Origin of the sequence: Ferrovum myxofaciens (assembly GCF_000735045.1) — a bacterium.
Taxonomy (GTDB): domain Bacteria; phylum Pseudomonadota; class Gammaproteobacteria; order Burkholderiales; family Ferrovaceae; genus Ferrovum; species Ferrovum myxofaciens.
In genome coordinates, this window is record NZ_JPOQ01000071.1 from 16,978 (window position 1) to 30,445 (window position 13,468).

A 13,468-nucleotide genomic window follows, 5' to 3' on the forward strand; every position below is an offset into this window, starting at 1 on the left:
AAGTCTCATCCGCCCCTGGGTTGGGGTGGGTGAGAGTCGTCTTTTGGCCCATCTCCATGTTATCATCGCAAAATTATTAACAGGAGGTGACATGGATATTCATGAGTATCAGGCCAAGGAATTGTTGGCGCAGCATGGAGTTCCCATCCCGCGCGGCAAAGTGGTCTATACCCCAGCTGAGGCCGCCCAAGCCGCGACGGAACTCGGAAGCGAACTGTGGGCCGTCAAAGCCCAAATTCACGCGGGTGGACGGGGCAAGGCGGGAGGGGTGCGCCTGTGCAAGACTCCTCATGAAGTCTCCAAAGTCGCCGAAGCTCTCCTTGGCACCACCCTTGTCACTCATCAGACCGGCCCCGAAGGCAAGATCGTGGAACGTCTGTATATCGAAGTAGCCGAACCCTTCGAGCGAGAAATTTATCTGGGGTTCGTCCTGGACCGCAAAACCCAACGCATTCGGATCATCGCCTCCGCCCAAGGGGGCATGGAGATCGAGGATATCGTCAAAACCCACCCCGAAGCCGTACTTCAGGTGGAAGTGGAACCCGCCGTTGGACTTCAGTCTTTTCAGGCACGGGAACTGGCCTTTGGTCTGGGCGGATTGACCCTCAAGCAGGTCCATCAATTTGTTGCCCTCACCTTGGGGTGCTACCGCGCCTTCCGCGATCTGGATGCGTCCATGGCGGAAATCAATCCCTTGGTGGTGACCCGGGAAGGCCGTTTGGTCGCTCTGGATGGCAAGATGTCCTTCGATGACAATGCCCTCTTCCGCCATCCCGAACTGCACGAAATGCACGATCCTGCCCAGGAAGATCCCCGCGAGGCACAGGCACACCTGCATGGACTGAACTATGTGGGCTTGAGCGGCGATATCGGTTGTATCATCAACGGTGCCGGGTTGGCCATGGCCACCATGGACACGATCAAGTATGCCGGTGGCGAACCCGCCAATTTTCTCGACGTCGGTGGCGGCGCATCCCCGGAACGTGTGGCAGAAGCTTTCCGCCTGGTTCTGTCAGACCCTAACGTCAAGGCCATTCTGGTCAACATCTTTGCAGGTATCAACCGTTGTGATTGGGTCGCCGAAGGCGTCGTCCAAGCCGCCCGCGACCTGAAGGTGCCCCTCGTGGTCCGACTGGCGGGAACCAATGTGGAAGCCGGGCAAAAGATCATCCAGGAAAGCGGTCTGCCCATCATCAGCGCCGATACCCTGGCAGAAGCTGCCGAGCGCGCCGTGGCCGCAGCCCATGGCAAAAACGCGTAACGCGCATTCAGGAGACACCGATTCATGAGTATTCTTATTGATGAAAACACCAAGGTCATCGTTCAGGGATTCACCGGCGACAAGGCCACTTTCCATGCCAACGAAATGATTCAGTACGGGACGAATGTGGTGGGGGGCGTCACCCCCGGCAAAGGAGGCATGAAACACCTCGAGCGCCCCGTCTTTGACACCGTGCGACAAGCCGTAGAATCCACTGGAGCCGAAGCCAGTCTCGCCTTCGTCCCTCCTCCCTTTGCCGCCGATGCGCTGATGGAAGCTGCCGAAGCAGGGCTGAAATTGGTCTGCATCATTACCGATGGCATCCCCACGCAGGACATGATGCGCGTCAAACGTTACCTGCTGCGCTATCCCAAGGAAACCCGAACCCTGATCGTGGGCCCCAACTGTGCCGGCATCATCAGTGCCGGACGGGCCATGCTGGGAATCATGCCGGGACATATCTACAAGCGCGGCAATGTGGGTATCGTCTCCCGTTCCGGCACGCTGGGCTATGAAGCCGCTGCCCAGATGACCGCCTTGGGTATCGGCGTTTCCACCAGCGTCGGGATTGGCGGCGACCCCATCAATGGCAGTTCCTTTCTCGACCATATGGCACTTTTCGAACAGGATCCGGATACCCATGCCGTGGTCATGATCGGCGAAATTGGCGGTCCCCAGGAAGCCGAAGCCGCCCAGTGGATCAAAGAAAACATGAGCAAACCCGTAATCGGGTATGTCGCCGGACTGACGGCCCCCAAGGGCCGCCGTATGGGTCATGCCGGAGCCATCATCTCCGCCGAGGGAGATACGGCGGGCGAGAAAGCCGAGATCATGAAATCCTATGGCCTGTTCGTTGCGCCCAGTGCATCCGAGTTGGGCAGCACCGTTGCGCAAGCCATTGCCACCCTTTAACTGGAGTTTCCATTCATGAGTTTTACCCAGATTACCCCTGCCACCGCCCGTCTGCATCGTTCCGAACTGGCCGTGCCGGGATCCAACGTCAGTCTTTTTGAAAAAGCCGCCCGCTCCAAAGCCGACATCGTTTTTCTGGATCTGGAAGATGCGGTCGCACCGGATGACAAGGCCACGGCGCGCAAGAATATCATCCAGGCTCTGAATGACATCGATTGGGGCCACAAGACCCTGATGATTCGCATGAACGGATTGGATACGCATTACGCCTACCGCGATGTGGTGGATGTGGTGGAAGCCTGCCCTCGTCTCGACATGATTCTGGTTCCCAAGGTGGGGGTTCCTCAAGACCTGTACGCCATGGACATGCTCGTTACCCAGATCGAGAATGCCATGGGACGGACCAAACGTATCGGCTTTGAAGCCCTCATCGAAACGGCTCTGGGTCTGGCCAATGTGGAAGCCATTGCCCAGGCCAGCCCGCGTTTGGAGGCCATGAGTTTCGGGGTTGCCGACTACGCCGCATCGACCCGTGCCCGGACCACCATCATTGGGGGCGTGCACAAGGACTCCGGGGTACTCACGGACAAGGATGAAAACGGTCATCGGGACTATTTCTGGACAGACCCCTGGCACGCAGCACAAACCCGTATGCTGGTTGCCTGTCGAGCCTATGGCCTGCGCCCTGTGGATGGTCCCTTTGGCGATTTCAGCGATCCCGACGGATTCATTGCTGCGGCCAATCGGGTGGCCGTGTTGGGCTACGAAGGAAAATGGGCCATTCATCCTTCCCAGATCGATCTGTGCAACCAGGTCTTCACCCCCAGTGAGGCCGAAGTCCTCAAAGCCCAACGCATTGTGGAGGCCATGGAACAAGCCGCCCGCGAAGGGCGCGGGGCCGTCTCGCTGGATGGTCGCCTGATCGATATCGCCAGCATCCGGATGGCCGAAAGCCTGCTCAGCAAGGCGCGGACCATGGGTCTGGACGCCTGAAGGGGGATTTTACGGATGGCCGATTCGGCCCTTCCCTTCACATCACCCCACCCTCTCCAGCGCTGGATTCTGGGGGTCACCGGGGGGGTGGCCGCTTACAAGGCGGCCGAACTCACCCGCCTGATGGTCAAGGCGGGCCTCGAAGTTCAGGTCGTCATGACCGAGTCAGCCACTCGTTTCGTGACTCCCCTCACTTTCCAGGCGCTTTCAACTCGCCCGGTGGCGACGCATCTGTGGGAACCCCTGCGTGAGGGAGGCATGGATCACATCGATCTGGTCCGTCATGCCGATGCCCTCCTGATCGCTCCCGCCAGCGCGAACTGTTTGGCCCACATCGCCGCGGGGTTGGCAGATGATCTGCTGACCACCCTCGTCGCTGCTCGTACCATCCCTCTCTTCGTCGCCCCCGCCATGAATCAGGCCATGTGGCAAAATCCCGCAAATCAGCGCAATGTGGCGCAGTTACAGGAAGACGGGGTCGTATTTCTGGGTCCGGCCAGGGGATCCCAGGCCTGCGGAGAGTCAGGTCTGGGACGTTTGTTGGAACCCAACGAGATCATGACGCATCTGTCCCCCCATCTCGGTCGTTACCCTCTACCCTGTTTGCAGGGGAAAAAGGTCTTGCTGACCGCCGGTCCCACCGTGGAAGCCATCGACCCCGTCCGCATCCTGTCCAATATCAGTTCCGGAAAAATGGGCTACGCCCTGGCAGAAGCCGCCCTCGCCAGTGGAGCCGAGGTCGTCCTGGTCAGCGGCCCCACTGCCCTGGCGGCCCCCGCCGGTTGCCGCCTCATTCCTGTGCGTAGCGCTGCCCAGATGCGTGATGCTGTTTTATCCGAGATTCCTCATACGGATCTGTTCTTTGCCGTTGCCGCCGTGGCGGACTATACCCCGGCCTGTCCCAGTGGTCACAAGATCAAAAAAAGCGGGGAACCCCTCACCTTGACCCTGGTCCCCACCTCCGACATCCTCGCGACCGTGGCTTCCTTGCCGAACCCTCCTTTTTGTGTGGGGTTTGCAGCCGAAAGTCAGAATCTCGAGGAGTATGCCAAACATAAGCGTCTCGCCAAAAAGATCCCTCTGATCGTGGGTAATTTGGCTCAACGAGCGCTGGGACGGGAAGACAACGAAGTCATTCTGTTCGATGACCACGGGCGTCACCCTCTCCCACCTGCCTCCAAAATTGAATTGGCCCGGCAGATCCTGAGTCATGCGGTGGCCCTGATGGCTCATCGCGGAATTTCTTCCTGATTTTATTGAGGTCATCATGATTCCCCTGCAGGTAAAAATTCTTGACCCACGTCTACGAGACAATCTTCCCACCTATGGGACTGCAGGCGCAGCAGGCCTCGACCTGCGCGCTTGCCTGGAGGAACCTGTGACCCTCTACCCAGGGCAAGCCGAGTTGATTCCTGCCGGTCTGGCCATCCATATTGGCGATCCAAACTTCGCCGCCATGATCTTGCCCCGCTCCGGATTGGGCCATAAACATGGGATCGTCCTGGGCAACCTAGTGGGTCTGATCGACTCCGACTATCAGGGACAGGTGTTGGTCTCTCTCTGGAATCGAGGACATGAAGTCTTCGAAATCAAACCCATGGAACGCATAGCCCAACTGGTGGTGGTTCCTGTGGTTCAGGCACGTCTCGAAGTGGTCGAGTATTTTTCCCTGAGTGACCGGGGTGAAGGGGGCTTTGGTAGTACCGGAAGGCATTGAAATGCCTCAAGGCATCCTGCTCTTTGCCCATGGTGCCCGCGATCCGCTCTGGGCCAACCCCTTTCTCGACATTCTGGACAAAGTCCGTTCCCTTCGTCCGACCCAGGACGTCGACCTGTGTTTTCTCGAATTGATGCATCCTTCCCTGGACCAGGCGGTCCAGGAGCAAGCCCGTCGAGGGGTCACCGATCTGATCATCGTCCCTTTATTCATGGCGCAGGGAGGGCATTTGCGCCATGATCTCCCCGCTCTGATCGAAACCTTGCATCATCAGCATCCCGCACTCAAAATCCGGGTCACCACGGCCCTGGGAGATTCCCCCGAGTTGCTTGAAGCCATTGCCCAGTGGGTCATCACCCAGGCATGACTCCAGGGACTGCGCGGAAGCCTTTCACCCCTTCGGGAGGAATTCGGCGATCGTGTGGGCAAAGGAGTTCACATCGATGGGTTTGTCGATATAGCCGTCAAAGCCGCTGGCCAGAAGCAGTTCACGTTCCCCTTTCATGGCGCTGGCGGTTAACGCAACCACGGGAATATGCCGCGTCCGTTCATTAGCCTTGATATGCTTCATCGCGTGCTTGCCATCCATCACCGGCATGCGCAGGTCCATGAGAATCAAATCCAGTGGCTCTGATTCTGCGACCTCGATGGCTTTTCTGCCATCGGAAGCGCCCAGAGTTTCGTGTCCGGCCATCTCGAGCGTGATGCAGGCCAACTGCAGATTTAGCACATTGTCATCAACCACCAGAATTCTGCTCATGATTCCCCCACCTCGGAGCATATGCAGCGATCACCACCGGATTTCATGGCAAACGCCATGAGCGCATTCAGTTGCCTCAGCAGATCTTCAGGGCTGAACGCACCAATACCGAATTGCACACATCCAAAGGAGGCAGTGAAATTCCCCGTCTTCCCCCCTGCCAGGGGAAATTTATGGATGCGAATTCGCAATCGCAACTTCTCAGCCACCCGTTCCGCCACAGATTGCGCGGTGCCCGTCAAAATCAACATGAAGGATGCCTCACCGGAACGAACCAGCACATCTCCTTCGCGGGTGACCGAATTCACCAACTCAACGATTTCCTTGAGGGCAGCCACGCCCCAGTGCTGGCCATATTTTTTCACATAGGCATCGTAATAATCCATCTGCCACCCCACCAGTGAAAAGGTCTGACCGTAGCGCTCGGCGCGATTGCATTCCTGCGCCAAACGAAGTTGCCTGTAGCGCAAATTGTAGCAACGCAACACGCTGTCCATCAATCGTGCCTGCACCGGATACAACAATTCCATGGAGCGCAGTTCTCGCAATAAATCGGAGCGACTGGTGGCCCCCTTGGTCAACACTTTTTCCACTTCCTGACCAAGCCGCATGACCTCTTCGCGCGTCAAGTCCTTGGCCGAAAAAATGACCACCGGAATATCACAGGCTGTGGGATGACGCTTCAATTCCTCAACCACCTCAAATCCGCTGATGCCCGGCATCATCAAATCCAGTATGATCAGATCCGGATCATGTTCAATGGCCGCCTGAATGCCGTCCCGTCCATTGGCAGCCAGCAGGAGGCGATAGCCCTGGCCGCGGAGACATTCCCTGATGTATTCGCGCACACTGGGCTCATCGTCGATCACAAGCACCGTCATGCTTGGTGCATGCTGAATTTGCCGCCCGTGACGGCTGATCAGATTCACCAGGTCATTCCTGGTCACCTGCTTGTCCATGGTATCCACCGTACCCAGCGAAAAACTGGGTGACTCGGCGTTGCCGCCAAGCAGCACCAGCGGAATATGGCGGGTGGCCTTGCGCGAGCGCAGCAGATGCAGTTGGCGATAAATGTCCACGGGGTCGTCTGGTATGCCGACAATGATCAGGAAAGGACATTTTTCTTCCGCCAGAAGTTCGACATGACCCAGATCGGTCATTTCACCCAGGTACCCTTCTTCTCGCAACAAGGAGGAGACTGCGGCAGCACGAGCCTTGTCATCATCGACGATCAGAATCACTGGCAACTCCACCAACTCAGGGAGGTCTTCATCGACCACTTCCATGAGCAACTGGGATTCGACCTTTTCCCCTTGCCCCTCCAGAAGGGGGATTCCCACCTCCCCTTCAGCCGCCACCATCTGTACCGGCAGTGTAAAGGCAAACAGGCTGCCCGTGCCCGGCTTGCTCTCCACCCGGATGGAACCGCCCTGTATCTCCAGCAAGCGACGTACCAATGTCAGCCCCAGTCCTGTGCCGCCGAACTCCCGCGTCAATCCGCCCTCACCCTGGACAAAGGGCTGAAAAATGCGCTCGATGTCGGCTGGCTCGATGCCAATCCCGCTATCCCGCACCCAGCCCTCGAGAACGGCATGGGCATCGTCGCCCTTGAGGGTGAAACCCACCTCGATATGCCCCCCGTCTGGCGTAAACTTGATCGCATTTCCAATCAGGTTGACCCACACCTGTTGCAATTTACCGGCATCGAGATAGGCCGTGCGGTCTTCTTCAGGCAGGATGAAACTGACTTCCAGACCTTTCTTGTCCAGTAAAGGTCTGAGATGATTGACCATGAATTTGAGGACAGTGCTCGGAATTGTAGGTTCCTGATGGATCTCCAGCATGCCTGCCTCGATCTTGGATAGATCCAGCAGACTGTTGATCAATTCCAGCAAGCGCCTACCGCTGATATTGATGTATTCCACATACTCTTTATGTTTGGTCGACAGTTCCTTGGATTTCACAAGAAGCAGGTCGGAGAAACCGATAATCGCATTCAGGGGCGTACGCAACTCATGACTGGTGTTGGCCAGGAATTGATTTTTTGCCTCGCTGGCATGGCGCAACTCGTCATTCATCAGTTCCAGTTCGATTTCATGGCTGCGCAGCAGACGGTTGGCGTTATTGAGTTCGCTGGTACGCGCGGCCACACGATTTTCCAGTTCGGCATTGGCCTCTTGCAGATGCTCAAACTGTTGTGCGTTGGACAATGCCACGGCGCAACTGGATGCCAGCATTCGCACTGCCGATTCGTCATCCTTGGAAAAAGGTTGCCCCCCTTGCTTGTCCGTCAAATACAACGCCCCGATCATCTTTCCGGCAAATTCGATCGGAACCCCGAGGAATGAGGTCATTTGTGGATGACCCTCTGGAAAACCGATGGATTTCGAATGGTTGGTGATATTTTCTGCGCGTACCACCTGACAGTCGTTCCACAGAAGCCCAAGCAACCCCAGTCCCTGTGGCGCATGCCCTTTGAGTTTCTCCAGTTGGGCATCGTCCATCCCCAGGGGAATAAACTGCTTCTCGCCATCCTTCAGGTAGGACAGCATGGCATAACGCGCATCCGTCAATTGCATCGCCAGTTCACCGATCTTCCTGAGCAGCACCTCGTCCACCAGTTCCCGGGAAAGACCAATGACAGCTTCGTACATGGTCGCCTGCTTGATCGTCTGCTGCTGCAGGTGGCTCACCAGTTCGTTGAACATGTTCGCGAGACTGCCCAGTTCATCGGTGCGATCCAGCGTCACACGATAGGAGTGGTCTCCTCCTGTTTCGATCTTTTTCGCGCCAGCCTGCAGCAGACCAATGGGCCGAATCACCTCGCGGTTCAACAACCACATCAGCAACCCTCCCGTCAGCAAAATAACTGCAGCCACCGACCAAAGGATTTTGTTGCGCTGACCGGCCATGGCCTTGGTCAAGGCACTGGTGGGCACAGACAATTTGAGTACGCCGCGCACGGGATTAGCGGGGGCTCCATCATAGCCGTGGCATTGTAGACACGCATTCTCGATGCGGATAGGCAGCAGCAGGGTCAGGCGACCGTTTTCAATGACTCTGGTCTCAGTTCCGGCTGCGGCTGCGGTGAAGGATTTCCCGAGGGAGGGGGGCAAAGTTTCCGGTTTGACCTCCCGATCATGGTGTGCAAAGTGTTTCGTGCCCAGCCAGACGTTCACACGATCAATGGTGGCGTTGTCCACGAAAGCCTCGGTACCGTCGCGGCGGTAGATACGCACATCATCGAAGTCGGTCGTCTGCCTGACACGCTTCAACCAGTCGTGCGCAATCGGTCCCTCGCCGGCCAGCATGATGGATTTCAGGCTGGCTTCCAGCGCCAGTGCCGTCTGTTCGGTGGATTGTTCTGCCTGCTCCGCCATGGACTGGCGCTCGTTGTGATCAAGCCAGGTCAATCCGCCGGCCAGCAGCAGGGCCAGGACCGCACCCAGAATAACGCTCAACCGCAGTCCCAGCCTCGATTTAAACATACCCGCCTCACTCCTCATCTTTGCAGTGCCCCGCGCTCTTCGTCAGGGAAAGGGACCGGCAAAGCCATACATGCGCCGATGATATCCAGAAGCCGACGTGCTTCCACGGGTTTGGGCAATATAGCCGCTACCCCGGCGGATCGTGCCGCCTGCACGACATCAGACCGATCAAAGATCGCCGTGATCACAACGATGGCCATGTCGTCAAGATCAGGATCCGCCCTGATGCGGTTCAGTACCTCCAGGCCGTTGATGCCAGGCATGAGAATGTCCAGCACCAGCACATCCGGTCGCCATGCGCCAATCCGCATCAGCCCCGTGTAACCATCGTGGACGCATTGGGTTTCCGAAGGGAAGTCAGCCTGTTCCAGTACTGCCCTGAGCAATGTGCATACGAAAGGGTCGTCATCGACAATGAGCATGCGCACCGGGGTTGTCTTGTCTCTGCCCGGGATCGGCAGGCCCTTCCCGCGCATGAATGCGTAAAGATCTTCTTTCGAAATGCGCCAGTGGCCACCGGGGGTGCAAACACCCCGCAAATCACCGCGGTTTATCCAGCGTTTGACCGTATTCAGACCTACGCCAAGCATGCGTGCTGCTTCTCCAGTTGTCATATACCTGATCCGTGTTCATGAACATTTTAACTTCCCACTGATTATAACGAACAATACAGATAGTGTGGACATTTTGGACAGATCGTAGGTACAATGCTTTTCGCTCAATCAATCAGAGTGTTCAAACAACATGAACAAAACCTCCAGCGGTTTCATAAAACAAGTTTCCATGAAACATGCCATCGCATTCAAAATTCAGTTGGCTGTTCAATCCATCCTGCTTTTGGTCGGCATTGCCGTTGCGATGTCTTTCTATAGTGTCGAAAAGAATTCGATGCTTATGGACGAGCAAGGCAAGATCGAGGTGTTGGCCGACGGCGTGATCAACGGAGCCAACATGCTCATGCTCAACGGGATCATCAGCGATGTGGAGCAGAGGAAACTCTTCATCCGGAAGATGGGCTCAAGCGAGAATGTCAAATCTCTGCGGTTGATCCGGAACAAACTGGTGCAACAGCAGTTTGGCGCGGGACTGCCGGAAGAGCAACCCGTTGGAGACGAAGAAAGACAGTCCTTGGATGATGGGAAAAAGCGTTTCAGCATTAAGGGCAATCTGCTGCACGGGATCATCCCTTATACCGAGAGCCACAATTTTAGAGGGACCGACTGTCTGATGTGTCACGTTGTGCCGGTGGGCTATCACAATGGCGCTTCGGTCATCGATCTGGACATCTCGGCCGATCGTGCCAAATTGGAGCGACTTGTCTGGACCTCCGTTATCGTTGTGGTGGTGGTTCAGATTTTCCTGTGGCTGCTGATCCGGTTCATTCTCACCCTACTTGTATCGGTACCTGCAGGCAGAATGCAGAGGACGATCCAGGAAATCGCAAAGACCGGCGATTTCACCATGCGCGTCGATGTGCATTCCGAAGACGAAATCGGGCAGACAAGTGGTGCCTTCAACGACCTCATGACAAACCTGCAGCAATCATTCCGCCAGGTGCATGACGGCATCGAGAAACTGGCGGGATCTTCCCATTCTCTTTCAGTGTCGTCCCATCAGGTGGCGACCGACTCATCCCATCAAAGCGAAGCCACTGCTGCAATGGCGGCAACCGTTGAGCAGATCGTGGTCAGCATCAGCAACATTTCCGAAGGAAGCCAGGAGGCAATGAAACTTTCACGGCACTCCGGCGAACTGTCCGAGCAGGGGAGCAAGATCATTCACCGCGCCTCGGAAGAAATGAAACGGATCGCCGAAATTGCGAAAGCGACTTCGCAATCCATAGAAAACCTCGGGATACAATCGACCAAGATTTCATCCATCGTCGAGGTCATCAAGGAAATCGCGGACCAGACCAACCTGCTCGCCCTGAACGCCGCCATCGAAGCGGCGCGAGCCGGAGAGTTGGGAAGAGGCTTTGCCGTGGTAGCAGACGAGGTTCGCAAACTATCCGAAAGAACCAGTCTGGCCACTGCTGAAGTGTCGCAGATGATCGATACCATCCAGCAGGCTTCAAAAAAGTCCGTAGACAGCATGGTCGTCATGGTCAATCAGGTTCACGAAGGCGTGAAATTGGCCGATCAGGCCGGCGAAGCCATCAATCAGATCAAGGCGGGGTCAGGGCAGACGGCCAACACGGTGGGAGAAATGTCCACCGCCCTGAACGAGCAAACCGCCGCAAGCAACGACATCGCCACACATATCGAAAGGATCTCGCAATTGACAGAGAAGAACAGTGCCGCTGCAGAAACCACCGCTGATGCCGCAGATCACCTTGAACATCTGGCCGATGATATGCGCACCACAATCAACCGGTTCAAAATTTGAACCCGACAGAGGCATTGGTGATGACATCCTTCCAGAGAACCTCAGCAGATGACACCCGGAGCCGTGTACTTGTGGTGGACGACGATTTGCAGACCCGTTGTCTGCTCGAAATCCTGCTCCAAGGTGAGGGACTGGAAACGGCTTTGGCCGAAAATGGGCAGCAAGCTTTGGAGATCGTAAAGAGTTTCAAACCACAGTTGATCCTTCTGGATCTGATGATGCCGGGCATGACTGGATTCGAGGTGGTCAAAAAACTTAAAATGGATCCAGACACCCAGTCGATACCGATCATCCTGGTCAGTTCCTTGGAAGACAGGGCTTCGCGTTTGCAAGGACTAAAGGCTGGGGCCGAAGAATTCCTTACCAAACCCATCGACCACACGGATCTGCAAATTCGTGTACGCAATCTGCTGCAACTGAAGAAATTCAATGAGTTTTTGGAAAACCACAACCAGATACTGGAAACCAAAGTGCAGGAGCGCACCAATGCGTTGCGTGAATCTTTCGTCGAATCCATATTCACCCTGATTCGGGCAGCGGAATTTCGCGATGATGAAACGGGCGATCATGTGAAGAGAATCAGCCATTACAGCCATGAACTGGCGAAACAAATAGGGTTGGACAAGGAATTCTGTGAACTCATTTTTTATGCCAGCCCCATGCACGATATCGGTAAAATCGGTATTCCCGACCATATCCTGCTGAAAGCCGGAAGTTTGGAACCCGCCGAATGGGCGATCATGAAAAGTCATACCACTATTGGAGCTCAGATTCTGGCGAAGAATTCTTCTCCTTACTTGAAGATGGGGTATGACATTGCCTTGGGTCACCACGAACACTGGGACGGCAGCGGTTATCCTGGCGGCCTCAGGGGAGAGACAATCCCCTTGCCGGCGCGGATCATGCAACTCGCAGACGTCTACGATGCCCTGCGCAGCAAACGTCCGTACAAGCCGGCATTCGACCATGCAAAAGCCATTGACATCATTTTCAATGGGGATGGGCGCACCCTGCCCTCTCATTTCGACCCTGCAGTCTTGGCGGCATTCCAGCGCCGAGCAGATACCATGGAAGAGATATTCTCCGGCAGAGGTGAACACGAACCGAAAAACGGATTCTCGTTGTAACTTTACCCCGCATTCAGCCCGCCTGTTTCAGCAGTTTATGAGCAAGGCCGAACTGCCGGGTTAGCCAAGCACAACTACTGCCGAATTGAAATAAAAAAATCCGCTAAAAGCAGCGGATTTTCAATGAGTTGGCGGAGAGGGCGTCCGCCATTTAAACATCCAAAGAAATCTACTAATGACTATTATAACCATATAAATCAGCGGATTATATGGTTTAAATTCCGATAGCATCCTAAACCTTCCGACTAAAAACACATTGTTATGGCATACTGAATGGCATACCGCAATCCAGGCGGTTCCCTTCACGGAGTCATCATGGCAATTCTTACCGATCTCAAAGCACGCCACCTAAAACCAGCAGACAACCCTGTTTCACACGGTGGCGTCACTGGCCTAGCCTTACATCCATCAAGCACTAAAGGGCATGGGAAATGGGTTTTGCGTTATATAAGCCCTTTTACGGGCAAGCGGCGTAATACTGGCTTGGGCACCTACCCTGAAGTAAGCATCGCCGAAGCAGCCCAGAAGGCATTGCTTATGCGCCAACAAATATCGGCAGGCCAAGATCCGCTGGAGCAGAAAAAGGTATTGGAACCGGCACAACCAACAGTCCCCACTTTTGAAGATGCCGCCACTACAGTGCATGCAGAACGGCTGCCTGGTTGGAAAAACCACAAACACGGTCAGCAATGGATAAATACCCTTACCCAAGACGTTTTCCCTATCATTGGATCCTTACCATTGGATCTAATCCAACCTCGGCATATTGCTGACGCTTTACGTCCAACTTGGCTAGAGAAACCAGAAACCTCTAGCCGCATTAAA

12 protein-coding genes are annotated in these 13,468 nt (G+C 55.5%); 9 read left to right on the forward strand and 3 right to left on the reverse strand.

Annotated elements, in window-relative coordinates:
* Positions 1-91: 91 nt before the first annotated feature.
* The 6 genes from IV91_RS0108960 to IV91_RS0108985 are packed head-to-tail and all read left to right on the forward strand — an operon-like array spanning position 92 to position 5,250.
* Positions 92-1,261, forward strand: a complete 1,170-nt coding sequence (locus IV91_RS0108960) for a malate--CoA ligase subunit beta (RefSeq protein WP_031597724.1) — start codon at positions 92-94, stop codon at positions 1,259-1,261.
* A 24-nt stretch (positions 1,262-1,285) separates the two neighbouring features.
* Complete coding sequence (sucD, locus tag IV91_RS0108965; RefSeq protein ID WP_031597727.1) at positions 1,286-2,173, forward strand: succinate--CoA ligase subunit alpha; 888 nt, start codon at positions 1,286-1,288, stop codon at positions 2,171-2,173.
* A gap of 15 nt (positions 2,174-2,188) precedes the next feature.
* Positions 2,189-3,166, forward strand: a complete 978-nt coding sequence (locus IV91_RS0108970; protein WP_031597728.1) for an HpcH/HpaI aldolase/citrate lyase family protein — start codon at positions 2,189-2,191, stop codon at positions 3,164-3,166.
* A 15-nt stretch (positions 3,167-3,181) separates the two neighbouring features.
* The gene (gene coaBC, locus IV91_RS0108975) at positions 3,182-4,417 is read left to right on the forward strand and encodes a bifunctional phosphopantothenoylcysteine decarboxylase/phosphopantothenate--cysteine ligase CoaBC (protein ID WP_051862434.1); all 1,236 of its coding nucleotides are present in this window, start codon (positions 3,182-3,184) and stop codon (positions 4,415-4,417) included.
* A gap of 16 nt (positions 4,418-4,433) precedes the next feature.
* A complete protein-coding gene (gene dut / locus IV91_RS0108980; protein ID WP_031597730.1) occupies positions 4,434-4,883 on the forward strand; it encodes a dUTP diphosphatase in 450 nt (149 codons plus the stop codon).
* A 1-nt stretch (position 4,884) separates the two neighbouring features.
* Positions 4,885-5,250, forward strand: a complete 366-nt coding sequence (locus IV91_RS0108985; protein WP_031597731.1) for a sirohydrochlorin chelatase — start codon at positions 4,885-4,887, stop codon at positions 5,248-5,250.
* Between the two features lie 24 nt (positions 5,251-5,274).
* On the opposite strand, the gene IV91_RS0108990 is transcribed toward IV91_RS0108985, so the two are convergent.
* From IV91_RS0108990 to IV91_RS0109000, 3 genes are read right to left on the reverse strand one after another with little or no spacing between them, the layout of a single operon-like run.
* The gene (locus IV91_RS0108990; protein WP_031597732.1) at positions 5,275-5,643 is read right to left on the reverse strand and encodes a response regulator; all 369 of its coding nucleotides are present in this window, start codon (positions 5,641-5,643) and stop codon (positions 5,275-5,277) included.
* A complete protein-coding gene (locus IV91_RS0108995) occupies positions 5,640-9,131 on the reverse strand; it encodes an ATP-binding protein (protein ID WP_031597733.1) in 3,492 nt (1,163 codons plus the stop codon). Before IV91_RS0108995 ends, IV91_RS0108990 begins: the two co-directional genes overlap by 4 nt.
* A 14-nt stretch (positions 9,132-9,145) precedes the next feature.
* On the reverse strand, positions 9,146-9,745 hold the full coding sequence (locus tag IV91_RS0109000; RefSeq protein WP_082783159.1) for a response regulator: 600 nt from the start codon (positions 9,743-9,745) through the stop codon (positions 9,146-9,148).
* 130 nt (positions 9,746-9,875) lie between these two features.
* On the opposite strand from IV91_RS0109000, the gene IV91_RS0109005 reads away from it, so the two are divergent.
* The 3 genes from IV91_RS0109005 to IV91_RS17265 form a co-directional block, all read left to right on the forward strand.
* On the forward strand, positions 9,876-11,516 hold the full coding sequence (locus tag IV91_RS0109005; protein WP_082783158.1) for a methyl-accepting chemotaxis protein: 1,641 nt from the start codon (positions 9,876-9,878) through the stop codon (positions 11,514-11,516).
* 74 nt (positions 11,517-11,590) lie between these two features.
* A complete protein-coding gene (locus IV91_RS0109010) occupies positions 11,591-12,643 on the forward strand; it encodes an HD domain-containing phosphohydrolase (RefSeq protein ID WP_233418432.1) in 1,053 nt (350 codons plus the stop codon).
* 315 nt (positions 12,644-12,958) lie between these two features.
* On the forward strand, positions 12,959-13,468 hold a 510-nt coding region (locus IV91_RS17265; protein ID WP_150112443.1), incomplete at its 3' end, for a tyrosine-type recombinase/integrase.